Raw genomic sequence first — 14,482 nt, forward strand, 5'->3', positions numbered from 1 at the left:
ATCTATCAACCTGAACGAATCATTCGATTATTCATTTCATCTGGCGCTAGCTAAAGTCGAGTGAAGATGTTCCACCCCGTCTTCACCCGCAGGAGCCAGCCATGAGCCAGTCCGATAACAACAGCCCCAAATGCCCGTATCACACCGCGCCGTCGCCTGCGGAAGGCGCCCAGCAGCAGCGCGAGCTGAGCACCACGCCGAAACAGAAGCAGGGCGATGATCCGGTGACCCCGATGACCACGGCCTTCGGCGCGCCGGTGGTGGACAACCAGAACAGCAAGACCGCCGGCCCACGCGGCCCGCTGCTGATGGAAGACGTCTGGCTGCTGGAAAAGCTGGCCAACCTCAACCGCGAGATCATTCCCGAGCGTCGCATGCACGCCAAGGGCTCGGGCGCGTTCGGTACCTTCACCGTCACCCACGACATCAGCAAGTACACCCGCGCCAAGCTGTTCGAGAAGGTCGGCAAGCAGACCGAGATGTTCGCCCGCTTCACCACGGTGGCCGGCGAACGTGGCGCCGCCGACGCCGAGCGCGACATCCGCGGCTTCGCGCTGAAGTTCTACACCGAAGAAGGCAACTGGGACCTGGTGGGCAACAACACGCCGGTGTTCTTCCTGCGCGACCCGCGCAAGTTCGCTGACCTCAACAAGGCGGTCAAGCGCGATCCGCACACCAACCTGCGCAGCGCGCGCAACAACTGGGATTTCTGGACGCTGCTGCCCGAAGCCCTGCTGCAGGTGACCGTGGTGATGAGCGACCGCGGCATCCCGCGCAGCTTCCGCCACATGCACGGCTTCGGCTCGCACACCTACAGCTTCACCAACGCCGACAGTGAGCGCTTCTGGGTCAAGTTCCACTTCGTCAGCCAGCAGGGCATCGAATCGCTGACCGACGCGCAGGCGCAGATCCTGGTCGGCCATGACCGCGAAAGCCACGGCCGCGACCTGTTCGCCGCGATCGAGAAGGGTGACTTCCCGAAGTGGAAGCTGTTCATCCAGGTCATGCCGGAACTGGATGCGGAAACCTACCGCGTGCACCCGTTCGACCTGACCAAGGTGTGGCCGAAGAGCGACTACCCGCTGATCGAAGTGGGCCAGTTCGAACTGAACCGCAACCCGGTCAACTGGTACCAGGACGTGGAGCAGTCAGCGTTCGCACCGAGCAACCTGGTGCCGGGCATCGGCCCGTCGCCGGACAAGATGCTGCAGGCGCGCCTGTTCGCCTACTCCGATGCGCAACGCTATCGCCTGGGCGTGAACCACCATCAGATTCCGGTGAACGCCGCACGCTGCCCGGTGCACAGCAACCACCGCGACGGTGCGATGCGCGTGGACGGCAACTACGGTGGCCTGCCGCACTACGAGCCGAACAGCTACGGCCAGTGGCAGGAGCAGCCGGAGTACCGCGAGCCGCCGATGAAGATCCGCGGCGACGCCGACTTCTGGAACTTCCGTGAGGACGACGCCGACTACTTCAGCCAGCCCGGTGCGCTGTTCCGCAGCTACAACCAGGCACAGAAGGACCGCCTGTTCGCCAACACCGCCCGTGCCCTGGGCGATGCGCCGGACTTCATCAAGCAGCGCCACATCGACAACTGCAGCAAGGCCGACCCGGCCTACGGTGCCGGTGTGGCCGCGGCGCTGAAGGCGCTGGCCAGCCAGCCGTCGGATCCGTTCAAGCCGGCCCAGCCGGAAGCGGAGTTCCCCACCGCCACCCCGGGCGCCGAAGACATCGAGCTCTGATCGCCCTCCCCCGTGAACGGCACGCCGCCTCCCTGCGAGGCGGCGTCGCCGTTTTAACGGTCCGCGTCGTACCTTCTGCACGCCCAACCCCAATCAAGGATCCCGCAGATGAGCCTGACCGATGAACTTCTCGCCAAGTTGCAGGGCGCCCCGCTGCAGCAGGTGTCGCAGCAGCTCGGCATCAGCGATACCCAGGCTTCCGGCGCGATCAGTGCCGCGCTGCCGGTGCTGATGGGCGCGCTGGGCAACAACGCCTCGCAGCCGCAGGGCGCGCAGGCACTGCTCGGCGCCTTGCAGAACAACCACAGTGGCCTGGACCTGGGCAGCGTGCTCGGCTCGGTGCTGGGTGGCGGCGGCGGCGGTGCCGCCAGCGATGGCGCCGGCATCCTCGGCCACATCTTCGGCGGCAGCCAGCAGAAGGTGGAAACCGGCCTGGCCCAGGCCACCCAGCTCGACAGCGGCCGCACCAGCCAGCTGCTGCAGATCCTCGCGCCGATCGTGATGGCCTTCCTTGCCCAGCGCCTCGGTGGCGGCCAGGCCGATGCCGGCTCGCTCAGCCAGGCCCTGGGCCAGGAAAAGCAGCAGGTGCAGCAACAGGGCGGTCTTGCCGGTGGCCTGCTCGGCAGCCTGCTGGACCAGGACGGTGACGGCCAGCTCGGCGTGGGCGATCTGCTCAAGATCGGCGGCAGCCTGCTGGGTGGCAAGCGCTGAACGATGCCGCCGCCGGGCGTGGCCCGGCGTGATCGGCATCTCCATGGGACGCGCCGGGCAATGCCCGGCGTCTTACCGGTTGCCCGCCTTCAACCGCTCCAGGATCGGCGCAAACACCGGTGCCTTCATCGAACGCGGCGGCGCCACGGTCTTCCCCTTCTCCTGCGCCTGCCAGTACGACCACGGCAGCGGACTGTCGCCCAGCTCGTAGTCCATGCCATCCCAGCCATCCTCGCGGAACGCGTAGAAGGCCCAGTGCACCTTGTCCTGCTCCAGCACCTGCAGCACGTCCTGCAGGTAGCGGCCGCAGTCGGGCCAGCGCCGCATGCAGCCGAATTCGCCGACCACGATGCGGTTGGCCCTCACGCCGTGCGTCTTCGCCCAGTCCATCGGCTGCTGCAGGTAACTGCGGACCCGCGCGGCATCCCAGCGTTCGATGTGTTCGCCAAACGGCACCATGCCTGGGTAGCGATACGGCGTGGTGCGCTTCTGGTTAGGCGCGCTGGTTGCGGCATACGGCTCATACATGTGCACGCTGTACAGCAGTTTCGAATCTGCCAGCGGCGCCGGCCAGTAGTTGAAACCGTCGGCAGCGGCGTACCAGCCGGCATCCAGCATCAACGGCATGTCCGCATCGACCGCACGGATGCTGGCGATCAGTTCCGAATAGAAGCGGCGCAGATCGCGTGGACCGTCTTCCACACCGGCGTACCACTGCTGCATGGCCGCGGCCGAGGCATGCTCGGCCAGGCCAGCACCATACTCGGGAACCGGCTCGTTGATCAGGTTGTAGGCGGCCAGTGCGGGATGGCCCTTCAATGCCGTGGCAAGGTCGCTCCAGAAGCGCCGGGCCGGCGCGTGATTGTCGAAGGACTGCCACAGGCGCGGATCGACCTTGTCGCCGTTGTGCTGCTTCCAGCGCAGCAACGGCAACGACAAAGGAGTCAGCACCACTTTCAGCCCAGCCGCGTCGGCATCATCCAGCACCCGCCGCAGCGTGGCCAGGTCGGCCGGAACCAGGCTACGGTAGTCGTCGGCGTTGCCAATCAGGAAGTCACGCCCGCCCTGCCCCTTCCACTTGTCCGTTACCAGCCGTACCCAGGTCGCACCGGTCGCGCGCAGGGCCTCGAAGTAGCTCCGGTCCGGAGGCGACATGTTCATGCTGTTGCCCCCGCGCTGCGGAGTGTCCCAGAACGTGATGTCGGCCGCGTGCAATGGCGCGGCGGCAAGCAGGGACAGGCATAACAGCATGCGATGCATGGGCAGGCTTCCAGAAAGTGGACTTCCAGCCTGCCCCGCCCTTTCCGAATGCACCGTGACTCACGCCTCCTCTCGCGCCGCGATAGGAACCATGCACCGGAATCGCCGTTCGGTCAGAGCGCGTCGATATCGCCCAGCGCGCGGATCAACCGCCGCGCGCGCTTGTCCGGTTTGTGCTCTGGCGGTTGGAACCCATCGCGTGCGGCGATGCGCAGCGCACGCTGTTCGGCACGACGGGCCTTGGAGGCCTCGCTCTCGGCATACAGCTGCTGCGCCGCCGGTGCGGGCCCGCGCTGGTCGCTCAGGCCGAGCACCCGGATCTCGAAATGCTCTTCGCCGCGATCCACCTGCAGCTGCTCACCCACACGCACCGCGCGCGAGGATTTCGGACGCTGGCCCGCGACGCTGACCTTGCCGGTTTCGATGGCCTGCTTGGCCAGGCTGCGGGTCTTGAAGAAGCGGGCCGCCCACAACCAGATGTCCAGGCGGACACTGGGCGACAGCGGGGAAAGCTCGGTCATCGGCAGGGACTACTCCGTTCGCTTGTTCAGGGGACGCGGGTTGTCGGGATCGGTGCGGCAGCCGCTGCCCCCGATCAGGGTAGGTACGCCGGCGGAAAGATCCTGGCGCTGGCTGCCGACCAGGCACTCGGGGCGGTCGGTTGGCCGCACCTGGGTATCGCCCAGCCGGTCACCTGTCGAACATGCGGCCAGTGCGGCGCCGATCAAGGCCAGCGCCACGCTCCGCTTCATCTGCAGTCGTTGATGCATTGCCACATCCTGCAAACCGGCTTGGTGCTAGTGTGCGCCTCCCGGGATTCGATCACCACTCCATGGCCAAAGCGCCGATTGACCTGACCTCCGGCCCGATCGGCCGCAATCTCCTGCTGTTTTCCCTGCCGATCCTGGCAGGCAACATCGCGCAGTCGCTGAACGGTTCGGTGAATGCGGTCTGGGTCGGGCGCTTCCTCGGCGAGGCGGCACTGACCGCCACCGCGAACGCCAACAACATCATGTTCTTCCTGATCGGCTCGGTGTTCGGCTTCGGCATGGCCTCGACCATCCTGATCGGCCAGGCCATCGGCGCGCGCGACATCGCGCAGGCGCGGCGCGTGGTTGGCACCAGCGCCACCTTCTTCATCGGCCTGTCGGTGATCATCGCCATCGCCGGCTGGTTCATGGCCCATCCGCTGCTGGCGGCGATGGGCACGCCGGCCGCCTCGCTGCCGCTGGCCGAGGCCTACCTGCAGATCATCTTCCTGGCGATGCCGACGCTGTATGCGTTCGCCTTCCTCACCGCCGCGCTGCGCGGTGCCGGTGACTCGCGCACGCCGTTCCGTTTCCTGATGGTCTCGGTGGCACTGGACATCGTGCTGAACCCGGTACTGATCTTCGGCATGGGCCCGTTCCCGGCGCTGGGCATTGCCGGCTCGGCCTGGGCCACGCTGGTCGCGCAGACGCTGTCGCTGGCCGGCCTGCTGCTGTACATGCGGCACAAGCGCCACACGCTGTGGCTGGGCCGTGCCGACATGCGCCTGTTCAAGCTCGACCTGGCCATCCTCAAGGCGCTGGTGGTCAAGGGCGTACCGATGGGCCTGCAGATGGTGCTGATCTCGCTGTCGGTGATCCTGCTGATGACCATGGTCAACCAGTACGGTACCGACACCGGCGCGGGCTACGGCGCCGCGCTGCAGCTGTGGAACTACCTGCAGATGCCGGCGATGGCGATCGGCGCCGCGTGCTCGTCGATGGCCGCGCAGAACGTCGGTGCGCAGCGCTGGGACCGCGTGCGCGGCACCGCGCGCCAGGGCGTGCTGTTCAATTTCCTGCTGACCGGCGCGCTGATCCTGCCGCTGGTGGTGTTCGATCGCCAGCTGCTGGCCCTGTTCCTGCCGCCGGCCAGCCAGGCGCTGGACATCGCCCGCCACCTCAACCACGTGGTGATCGGCTCGTTCCTGTTCTTCGGCGTCAGCTTCGTGATCTCCGGCGTGGTGCGCTCCACCGGCGCGGTGATTCCGCCGCTGCTGATCCTGGCCGGTTCGCTGTGGGGCGTGCGCGTGCCGTTCGCCGAGCTGCTGCAGCCGTACTGGGGCGCCGATGCGATCTGGTGGAGCTTCCCGGTCAGTTCGCTGGTGTCGATGCTGCTGTCGCTGGCGTATTACCGCTGGGGTGGCTGGCGCAAGGCGAAGATGATGGGCAAGCCTTCGCACGCCGAAGAACTGGCCACGCCGTCGGAAATTCCGGCCTGCCCACCGTCGCCGGTGGCCGACCCGGATGCCGCGCTGGATGCCACTCCGCCGCGCTGAGGTGGGTGCGGACCGTTGGTCCGCACAGGCGCGGCCCTCCAAGCCGGGCATGGGCTCGGCGCTACAGGAGGCGGTCAGCGTTTCTTCTTCGCCGCGTTGAACGCCGCCGCCGCGCGCAGCAACGCCTTCAACGCAGCGGCATTCGGCATCGCACCTTCATGGATGTCGATCGCGCGCCGCGTGTTGCCCTCCAGGCTGGCGTTGAACAGGCCTTTCGGATCGGCCAGCGCCGCCCCGTTGGCGAAGGTCAGCTTCACCGCCTGCTTGTAGGTCTCGCCGGTGCACAGGATGCCGTTGTGCTCCCACACCGGTGTACCGCGCCACTTCCAGGTTTCCTGCACGTCCGGCAGCGCTTCATGGATCAACGCACGCACGCGTGCCAGCACTTTGCCACGCCAGTCGCCCAGTTCGGCGATGCGCGCATCGATCAGTTCAGTTGCCGGGGTTCCGGCATCGGCAGGGTTCGGTGCATGCGTGGCCATCAGCAGCTCTCGTCGGGGAGGAAACCAGAACGTCGGGGTTACATGCGCTCACCGGGCAGCGCGGCGGCCTGGCGCACCCAGTCGAGGAACTGCGCTTCATCCGGCGCGCCATCCTGCGGGATGTGCAGGTAGCGCGTATCGGCACTCTTGGACGGCTCCGGCGGCACGGGCGTCAGTGCAGCGCCGCGGAAGAACGCCACCTTGATGTAGCGGGTGAAGCAATGGAAGCTGAGAAACCAGCCTTCGCCCGCGGCCACCGCATACATCGGCGAGTTCCACTTCACCGCCTTGTGCACCCCGGGTACGGCTTGTTCAATCAGCGCATCCAGCTGTTCGCCGATCAGACGCTTCCAGTCCGGCATCGCCGCGATATACGCCTGCACCGGGGCATTGCCCTCGCCCTTGGCGATCTGCGGATTGCCGCCGGACAACAGCGTGGGGCGGCGGAAGGTGCGGTTCGCTTGGCAGGCATCGCACGGCACGTCCATCGGGATGGAACCGCAGCCTAGCGCGACCCTTACCTGGCGGTCACGGCGCAGTGCGCCATCGGCTCAGTCCGCCTGCCGCGCGCGGAACTGCCGCCAGTCCGGCAGCTTGCGGTGGCGGCGCAGCGAGCGCATCAGGGCCGCCATCACCACGCCGAACAGCGCACCGGCCAACAGCCCGGCCACCAGCAACAGCGCCAGCGGGCGCTCGCTGCCCTGCCACAGCATCAGCCACATCAGCGCGGTCCAGAACAGCCCAAACAACAGGCCCTGCACCAGCGCGTTGGTGCCGAAGCCGGCCAGAATCGGCGGTGGCAGTGCGATGCCCACGCGCCACAGCAGGCGATGCAGCAACGGCGCCGATTGCACGCGTGCCAGCCCCTTGCCGTCGAGGAAGCGCAACGCCGACTGGATCACGGGCGGATAGTGCCGGTTGATGTCATTCATCACCCGATCGTGGCCGATGCGATGCCGGAAACGCAAACGGCCACCCGAAGGTGGCCGTTGCGGCAACAACCGAAGTTGTTTATCAGGCCTTGTCGGCCAGACGGGCAGCCTTGGCGGCAGCAGCGGCAGCCAGGTCTTCCTTGATGCGGGCAGCCTTGCCTTCCAGGCCACGCAGGTAGTACAGCTTGCCGGCGCGGACCTTACCACGACGCTTCACTTCGACCGAGTCGATGATGGCGCTGTGGGTCTGGAACACGCGCTCGACGCCGTAGCCGTGCGAGATCTTGCGGACGGTGAACGAGGAGTTCAGGCCAGCATTCTTGGTGGCGATGACGACGCCTTCGTAGGCCTGCACGCGCTCGCGGCTGCCTTCCTTCACCTTCACGTTGACGACAACGGTGTCGCCCTGGCTGAACTTCGGCAGTTCACGGGTGATCTGGGCGGATTCGAATTCCGCGACGATGGACTTGTTCAGCTTGCTCATGGGTTACACCGATTCTTGTTCGGGTGGGCGTGTCGTATCGACAACGTAGGCTCATGCAGTCACCGGACTGTGCTGCACGTTTGTTTTGGGTACTGCGCGCGCCGACCAGGGTCGACGGGAATTGGCCATGATAGCCGATAAGGCCAGCCCTGCGCTAGGGGCTGGCCTTGTGTTTCCGGGCCTGGCGGGCTTGGCGGGCCTGGTCCAGCAGCTTGCGGTCGGCCTTGCCCAGCGCCTGTTCATCCAGCAGGTCCGGGCGCCGTTGGGCGGTACGGACCAGCGACTGCTGGCGGCGCCAGGCGGCGATGGCCACGTGGTTGCCCGAACGCAGCACGTCCGGCACATCCCCCAGCGGGTGCTGGGCCGGCTGGCTGTAGTGCGGGCAGTCGAGCAGGCCCAAGTCACCTTCGAAGCTGTCCTGGGCCGCCGATTCAGCGTCGTTCAGGGCCCCGTCCTGCAGCCGGGCCACGGCGTCTATGATCACCGCCGCGCCCAGCTCGCCACCAGACAGCACGTAGTCGCCGAGGGAAATCTCCTCGTCGACATTGGCCTCCAGGAAACGCTCATCAATGCCCTCATAGCGGCCGCAGAGCAGGACCATGCGCGGCAGCGCCGCCAGTTCCCGCACCTTGGCCTGGGTCAACGGCGCCCCCTGCGGGCTGAGGTAGATCACCCGCGCCGGGGTCGGATCAGCATCGCGGATCGCCTGCAGGCAGGCCTGCAATGGCTCGATCAGCATCACCATGCCCGGGCCGCCGCCGAACGGACGGTCGTCCACCCGGCGGTAGTTGCCTTCGGCGTAATCACGGGGGTTCCAGCCATGCAGGCTGAACAACCCCTTCTCCTGCGCGCGCCCGACCACGCCCAGTCCAGCGGACTGGGCGAGGAACTCGGGGAACAGGGTGATGACGTCGAAACGCATGCTCACACTCAGAACTCGGGATCCCAGTCGACCACGACCAGGTTGGCCTCGAAGTCGACCGATTTGACGAAGTCCGGCTGCACGAACGGAATCATCCGCTCGCGGTCACCCCGGACCACCACCACGTCGTTGGCGCCGGTGCTGAACAGATGCGAGACCTGGCCCAGGGCAACGCCCTCGGTGGTCTTCACATCCAGGCCTTCCAGGTCCACCCAGTAGTACTCGTCCGGCTTCGGCGGCGGCAATGCACTGCGGGCCACGTAGATCTCGGTGCCGTGCATCGCTTCGACGGTATCGCGGTCCTCGACGCCGGGGAAACGGGCGACCAGGTGCTTGCCGCTGTCGCGGCCGCGTACACCTTCAATCGTGGTTTCCACGCCGGACGGGCTGCGCACGATCCACGGCTGGTAACGGAAAATGGCGGAACGTGGCTCGGTCCAGGACTCGAGCTTGATCTCGCCGCGCACACCAAAAGCGCCGACAACCCTGCCCAGCAGGATGCGGCGCTCGATATCTTTCATCTGCTTCAACCAAAAGGGCCACGCCGAAGCGTGGCCCGTCAGGATCAGGCCGCAGCGGCCTGGGACTTGGTCGCTTCCTTGATCAGGTTGCGGACCTTGTCGGTCGGCTGGGCGCCGTTCTTGACCCAATGGTCAACGCGGGCCAGGTCCAGCTCGATGCGCTTCTCGGCGCCCTGGGCGACCGGGTTGTAGAAGCCAACGCGCTCGATGTTGCGGCCGTCGCGCGCGCTGCGCACGTCGGTCACGATGATGTGGTAGAACGGACGCTTCTTGGCGCCGCCGCGGGTCAGTCGAATCTTGACCATGGTGTTTTTCCTATTGCCCAGTCGCCAGGATGGCGAGGTAAGCGGGCGATTATAGCGGCAGAGCCCGGCCGAGCCAACCCCATGGGTGACCAGCCTTCACGGTAGTGCTGGGCCATGCCCGGCGGGCTTTTCACCCCAAACCGTCCCAAGCCACCGCCGCAAGCACCGCTCTGCCCTGTTCAGCCAGTGCCTGCGAGCCGGGCAGGACATGCCCGTCGATGGCCTCCAGCGCCCACAGACCGCTGGCGTTGCAGGCAAAAGCGGCTTTCACGCCGGCCATATCCGCCAGCCGCAATGGCTGCGTGGCCTGCGCCCCCGGCCAATGCTGCTTCAGCAGCGCCTCGGCGGTCCCGCGCAGGGCCGGCGCCTGCGGCCAGAGCAGCCGTTCACCATCGTGCACGGCCAGGTTCCAGGTGCTGCCTTCACTCATTTCGCCATCGACGGTCACGAACAGCACATCGTCGAATCCTTCCGCCATCGCCGCACGGCGCTCGGCGAACAGGCCAAACGTGCCGACGTGCTTGATCTGCGGCAGTTCACGCTGCCAGGCCACGCTGCGCACACGCTTGGAGGCGGTCAGCGTCACCGGCGCGGACGCCGCCACCAGCACGTCCACGGGCACCGCCGCCAGCGGATTGCGGAAATCGAAGTGGCGCGAATACACCGTCACCCGCAACGAGGCATCGCCCTGCCCCGCTTGCCGCAGCGCCTGCACCATCCAAGCCCGCACCTGCGCCATATCCAGCTCGCTACCGAACAGCTCGCGCGTGGCATGCGACAGCCGCGCCAGATGCAGGTCCAGTCCCTGCACCGCGTGGTCGCGCACCTGCAGCGAGGTGAAGTGGCCGTAGTTGACGAGCACCGGCAGCAGATCCTCCACCTGCGCCGGCTGGCCGTTGCAGGTCAGCGTCATCGCAGCAGTGCCTGCGCCTGGCTCCACATGCCGCGCAGCACGTCTGCGGCCGGCTGTGCCGGCGCCATCCATGCCGACTGCCCGGCCCAGGCCTGCATCGCGGCCAGGCGGTTTTCCTGCACGGCCTGCTTGCGCATCGGCGCGGTCAGGCCGCGCTGCACCGGGTACGGACGCGGCGCCGGGGCGCCTTCTGCGGCGGCGGCGCGCACGTAGGGTGTCGCCAGACCACGGCCCAGACGACCGCTGAAGGCACGGGTCGGCCAGGTGTCTTCCGGTTCGCTGGCGGCCAGCCCATCGGCCCACGCCGAGGCGATCGCCGCTTCCGGCGTGCGCAGGAACGCGGTGCCGATCTGCACGGCGCTGGCGCCCAAGGTGAGTGCGGCGGCGATACCACGGCCATCGGCGATGCCGCCGGCGGCAATCACCGGGATGTGCAGGTGATCGGCCAGCCGTGGCAGCAGCGCGAACAGGCCGACCAGCTGGCGCTCGGCCATCGCCGGATCGAATGAACCACGATGCCCACCCGCTTCCACGCCCTGCGCCACCACGGCATCGGCGCCGGCGTCCTGGGCAGCGCGTGCTTCAGACAACGTGGTCGCGCACGCGATCCAGGCGATGCCGGCGTCCTTTAGCTGCTGCACGTGGCGCGGCAGCAGCACACCCATGATGGTCGAGGCCACCGCAGGACGCGCCGCCAGCAGCGCGGCGAACTGTTCTTCGAAGTCGGCGGGCGTGGCATCGGCGGCGCTGGCCGGCACGTCCGGGCCCCACTGCGCGAGGAAGGCGCGGCTGGCGGCCTCGGCGGCAACGTCACGGGTCGGCACGGGGTCAGGCACCCACAGGTTCACCTGTGCCGGGCCGGTGGAGGTCGCGCGGAAGTCCTCCATCCAGCGACCGATATCGGCAGATGACGACAGCACCGCGCCCATCGCACCCATGCTGCCGGCATTGGCCAACGCGGCCGACAACGGCACCGGACAGGCGCCGGCCATCGGTGCCAGCAGGATCGGAACGGAAACGTCAAAGCGCCGGCAGAACGCCTCGACGCGGGATGATACAGCGGAACTCTGCATGACGGCCCATCGTTTCGGACAGGCCCCCATGGTGCGCGCAGGGCGGGGGTAGAGTCGAGCCTGCCCGGCGGCTTGTTGCGTCGCCTGCGCGCCGCCGCCCGAGCACAGGCTCGGGCGCTACATCAGACTGCGACCGGGCCGTCATCAACGGAACGGCATGCCGCGGCCGCCCATGGCGCCCATCATGCCCTTCATGCTGCGCAACATGCCCTTCATGCCGCCGCCAGCCATCTTGCTCATCATCTTTTCCATCTGCATGTACTGCTTCATCAGCTTGTTGACGTCGGCCGGGGTCACGCCCGAGCCCTTGGCGATGCGCGCGCGGCGCGAGCCGTTGAGCAGGTTCGGATTGCGCCGTTCCTTCTTGGTCATCGAGTTGATGATGGCGATCATGCGCGGCACTTCCTTGCCCTGGCTGACCTGCTGCTTCAGATGGTCGGGGATGTTGCCCAGGCCCGGCAGCTTGTCCATCAGGCCGCCGATGCCGCCCATGTTCTGCATCTGCTCGAGCTGGTCACGCATGTCGTTCAGGTCGAACTTCTTGCCCTTGGCGACCTTCTCGGCCAGCTTGGCGGCCTTGTCCTTGTCGACCTGCTGTTCGACCTGCTCGACCAGCGACAGCACATCGCCCATGTCGAGGATGCGGCTGGCGATGCGGTCCGGGTGGAACACGTCCAGGCCTTCCGGCTTTTCGCTGACACCGACGAACTTGATCGGCTTGCCGGTGATGTAGCGCACGCTCAGCGCGGCACCGCCGCGGGCGTCGCCGTCGGTCTTGGTCAGCACCACGCCGGTCAGCGGCAGCGCATCGCCGAAGGCCTTCGCGGTGTTGGCTGCGTCCTGGCCGGTCATCGCGTCGACCACGAACAGGGTTTCGGCCGGGTTCACCGCCGCGTGCAGGGCCTTGATCTCGGCCATCATCGCTTCGTCGATGGCCAGGCGGCCGGCGGTATCGACCAGCAGTACGTCGACGAACGACTTGCGTGCATCGTCGATGGCGGCGCGCACGATGGCTTCCGGCTTCTGGTCGGCGCTGGACGGGAAGAACAGCACGCCGACCTGCTCGGCCAGGGTCTTCAGCTGCTCGATCGCGGCCGGACGATAAACGTCGGCCGACACCACCATCACCTTCTTCTTGCGCTTTTCCTTCAGGTGCTTGGCCAGCTTGCCCACCGTGGTGGTCTTGCCGGCACCCTGCAGGCCTGCCATCAGAATGATGGCCGGGGCCGGGACATTCAGGTTCAGGTCGCTGGCTTCAGCACCCATCACTGCGGTCAGCTCGTCGCGCACGACCTTGATCAGCGCCTGGCCCGGGGTCAGCGACTTCAGCACTTCCTGGCCGACCGCGCGCACCTTGATGCGCTCGATCAGCGCCTGCACCACCGGCAGCGCAACGTCGGCTTCAAGCAGCGCGATGCGCACTTCGCGGGTCGCCTCGCGGATGTTCTCCTCGGTCAGGCGGCCGCGGCCACGCAGGCGCTCGATGGTGCCGGAAAGGCGCTGGGTCAGGGACTCGAACATGCGACGCAACCTGTCTGAAAGCGGGGGACAATAAGGCAGACAGTATAACGGGTCCGCTCCCCTCCCCGGACTGCGACCACGGGGCCGTCGCCACTATCGCAGGGGTATGCGAAACTGCAACGATGACAATCGTTCTCATCGCCGTCCTGCTCTACCTGGCTGCCAGTGCCCTGCTGGTGCGCGCGCTCGGCCGCGATGAAAGCACCGGTTCCCCCACCTGGCTGTGGCCCGCCCTGCCGGCGATGCTGCTGCATGGCGGCTACCACGTGATGGTGGCGATGCGTACCAACGGCGGGCCGGACATGCATTTCTTCGCCGCGCTGTCGCTGGTCGGCCTGGGCATGGCGTGGCTGACCTCGCTGGTCGGCGCGCGTGGGCGGATGTCGGCACTGGGCGTGGTGGTGTTCCCGTTGGCCGCCGTGCTGCTGCTGGCCTACCACGGCTACGGCCACGAACCGAGCAAGGTGCTGGGCTGGCGCCTGGCCAGCCACGCCTGGCTGGCGCTGCTGGCCTACGCCACGCTGAGCATCGCCGCGCTGCTGGCGATCATGCTGTGGCTGCAGGAGCGCGCACTGCGCCGCCGCGAGTTCCGCCCGTGGCTGCGGGCGCTGCCGCCGCTGGCCGACCTGGAATCGCTGCTGTTCCGGGTGATCACCGTCGGCTTCGCGCTGCTGACCCTGACCCTGGTCACCGGCGTGCTGTTCGTCGACGACCTGCTGGCACAGAAGCTGGTACACAAGACCGTGCTGAGCGTGCTGTCGTGGATCGTGTTCGGCGTGCTGCTGATCGGCCGCCGCCGCTACGGCTGGCGCGGCATGAAGGCGGTGCACTGGACGCTGGCGGCGATGCTGTTGCTGCTGCTGGCGTTCTTCGGCAGCCAGTTCGTGATCGAGCTGGTGTTCGGGCATTCGCGATAGGCGGTGTGCCGACCAACGGTCGGCAGCCACCGGCGCTAACGTCAAGGCTGGGCCAGGATCTTCCGCACCGAACGGCCGCTGTTGGTGAGGATGTCATCGACCTGCCAGCAGCCCTGCCCCTGGCGCACCATCGATAGACGGGTCACGTAGGCCTTCTTCCAAACCGAATAGCGCATCTCGACCTCGCCGGCGGTGGCCGACGCCTCTTTCCAGCTGTAACGCACAGGGGTTTCGATGTCGCCGTCCTGCGCATCCAGCCACGGATCGGAATCGATCGTGCAGATGCCCTCTTCGCGCTGCTGGCAGGCGCGCTCGCCGCGCAGGGCCTTGCCGAAGCCGGGGCTGACCAGCGCGGGCGGCGGTTCCAGCAGGTCGCCATCGCCCGTCGTCG

At 67.2% G+C, this 14,482-nt stretch carries 17 protein-coding genes and 1 pseudogene; 4 read left to right on the forward strand and 14 right to left on the reverse strand.

Features of this window, described 5'->3' with window-relative positions; all coding sequences use genetic code 11:
• Positions 1-233 precede the first annotated feature (233 nt).
• The gene (locus N5D45_RS07000) at positions 234-1,745 is read left to right on the forward strand and encodes a catalase (protein WP_167345303.1); all 1,512 of its coding nucleotides are present in this window, start codon (positions 234-236) and stop codon (positions 1,743-1,745) included.
• Positions 1,746-1,853: 108 nt separating this feature from the next.
• On the forward strand, positions 1,854-2,456 hold the full coding sequence (locus N5D45_RS07005; protein ID WP_010483234.1) for a DUF937 domain-containing protein: 603 nt from the start codon (positions 1,854-1,856) through the stop codon (positions 2,454-2,456).
• A gap of 72 nt (positions 2,457-2,528) precedes the next feature.
• On the opposite strand, the gene N5D45_RS07010 is transcribed toward N5D45_RS07005, so the two are convergent.
• The 3 genes from N5D45_RS07010 to N5D45_RS07020 all read right to left on the reverse strand — a co-directional run bounded on the left by N5D45_RS07010 (position 2,529) and on the right by N5D45_RS07020 (position 4,486).
• A complete protein-coding gene (locus N5D45_RS07010; RefSeq protein ID WP_279938663.1) occupies positions 2,529-3,716 on the reverse strand; it encodes a cellulase family glycosylhydrolase in 1,188 nt (395 codons plus the stop codon).
• Positions 3,717-3,829: 113 nt separating this feature from the next.
• A complete protein-coding gene (locus N5D45_RS07015; RefSeq protein ID WP_010483238.1) occupies positions 3,830-4,237 on the reverse strand; it encodes an RNA-binding S4 domain-containing protein in 408 nt (135 codons plus the stop codon).
• 9 nt (positions 4,238-4,246) lie between these two features.
• The gene (locus N5D45_RS07020) at positions 4,247-4,486 is read right to left on the reverse strand and encodes a hypothetical protein (protein ID WP_010483240.1); all 240 of its coding nucleotides are present in this window, start codon (positions 4,484-4,486) and stop codon (positions 4,247-4,249) included.
• A 62-nt stretch (positions 4,487-4,548) separates the two neighbouring features.
• Here N5D45_RS07020 and N5D45_RS07025 point away from each other — a divergent pair, with 62 nt between their 5' ends.
• Entirely contained in the window at positions 4,549-6,021 is a 1,473-nt protein-coding gene (locus N5D45_RS07025) for an MATE family efflux transporter (RefSeq protein WP_043396657.1), read from the forward strand.
• Positions 6,022-6,095: 74 nt separating this feature from the next.
• On the opposite strand, the gene N5D45_RS07030 is transcribed toward N5D45_RS07025, so the two are convergent.
• The 10 genes and pseudogenes from N5D45_RS07030 to ffh form a co-directional block, all read right to left on the reverse strand.
• A complete protein-coding gene (locus N5D45_RS07030) occupies positions 6,096-6,503 on the reverse strand; it encodes a DUF1801 domain-containing protein (RefSeq protein WP_057502584.1) in 408 nt (135 codons plus the stop codon).
• Between the two features lie 38 nt (positions 6,504-6,541).
• Positions 6,542-6,975, reverse strand: a pseudogene (locus N5D45_RS07035) (DUF1801 domain-containing protein).
• A gap of 79 nt (positions 6,976-7,054) precedes the next feature.
• Positions 7,055-7,435, reverse strand: a complete 381-nt coding sequence (locus tag N5D45_RS07040) for a DUF6404 family protein (RefSeq protein WP_010483248.1) — start codon at positions 7,433-7,435, stop codon at positions 7,055-7,057.
• An 82-nt stretch (positions 7,436-7,517) separates the two neighbouring features.
• Complete coding sequence (rplS, locus tag N5D45_RS07045; RefSeq protein ID WP_005415736.1) at positions 7,518-7,919, reverse strand: 50S ribosomal protein L19; 402 nt, start codon at positions 7,917-7,919, stop codon at positions 7,518-7,520.
• A 154-nt stretch (positions 7,920-8,073) separates the two neighbouring features.
• Positions 8,074-8,841, reverse strand: a complete 768-nt coding sequence (gene trmD, locus N5D45_RS07050; protein ID WP_279938665.1) for a tRNA (guanosine(37)-N1)-methyltransferase TrmD — start codon at positions 8,839-8,841, stop codon at positions 8,074-8,076.
• A gap of 8 nt (positions 8,842-8,849) precedes the next feature.
• Positions 8,850-9,362 carry a ribosome maturation factor RimM gene (rimM, locus tag N5D45_RS07055; protein ID WP_010483256.1) on the reverse strand — a complete coding sequence of 171 codons (513 nt, stop codon included), beginning with the start codon at positions 9,360-9,362 and terminating at the stop codon, positions 8,850-8,852.
• A 44-nt stretch (positions 9,363-9,406) separates the two neighbouring features.
• A complete protein-coding gene (gene rpsP, locus N5D45_RS07060; RefSeq protein WP_005415733.1) occupies positions 9,407-9,667 on the reverse strand; it encodes a 30S ribosomal protein S16 in 261 nt (86 codons plus the stop codon).
• Between the two features lie 130 nt (positions 9,668-9,797).
• Positions 9,798-10,580: an aminotransferase class IV family protein gene (locus N5D45_RS07065; protein WP_279938666.1), complete on the reverse strand. Its 783-nt coding sequence runs from the start codon at positions 10,578-10,580 to the stop codon at positions 9,798-9,800.
• Complete coding sequence (locus tag N5D45_RS07070) at positions 10,577-11,653, reverse strand: nitronate monooxygenase (protein ID WP_049411343.1); 1,077 nt, start codon at positions 11,651-11,653, stop codon at positions 10,577-10,579. Before N5D45_RS07070 ends, N5D45_RS07065 begins: the two co-directional genes overlap by 4 nt.
• A gap of 144 nt (positions 11,654-11,797) precedes the next feature.
• Complete coding sequence (ffh, locus tag N5D45_RS07075) at positions 11,798-13,174, reverse strand: signal recognition particle protein (protein ID WP_010483267.1); 1,377 nt, start codon at positions 13,172-13,174, stop codon at positions 11,798-11,800.
• Positions 13,175-13,296: 122 nt separating this feature from the next.
• On the opposite strand from ffh, the gene ccsA reads away from it, so the two are divergent.
• Positions 13,297-14,091, forward strand: a complete 795-nt coding sequence (ccsA, locus tag N5D45_RS07080; RefSeq protein WP_010483269.1) for a cytochrome c biogenesis protein CcsA — start codon at positions 13,297-13,299, stop codon at positions 14,089-14,091.
• 41 nt (positions 14,092-14,132) lie between these two features.
• Here the strand turns inward: ccsA and N5D45_RS07085 are convergent.
• Positions 14,133-14,482 (reverse strand): hypothetical protein (locus tag N5D45_RS07085; protein ID WP_279938667.1); only part of this gene is annotated, 350 nt, incomplete at its 5' end.

Origin of the sequence: Stenotrophomonas sp. GD03819 (genome assembly GCF_029841665.1) — a bacterium.
GTDB classification, from domain to species: Bacteria; Pseudomonadota; Gammaproteobacteria; order Xanthomonadales; family Xanthomonadaceae; genus Stenotrophomonas; species Stenotrophomonas geniculata.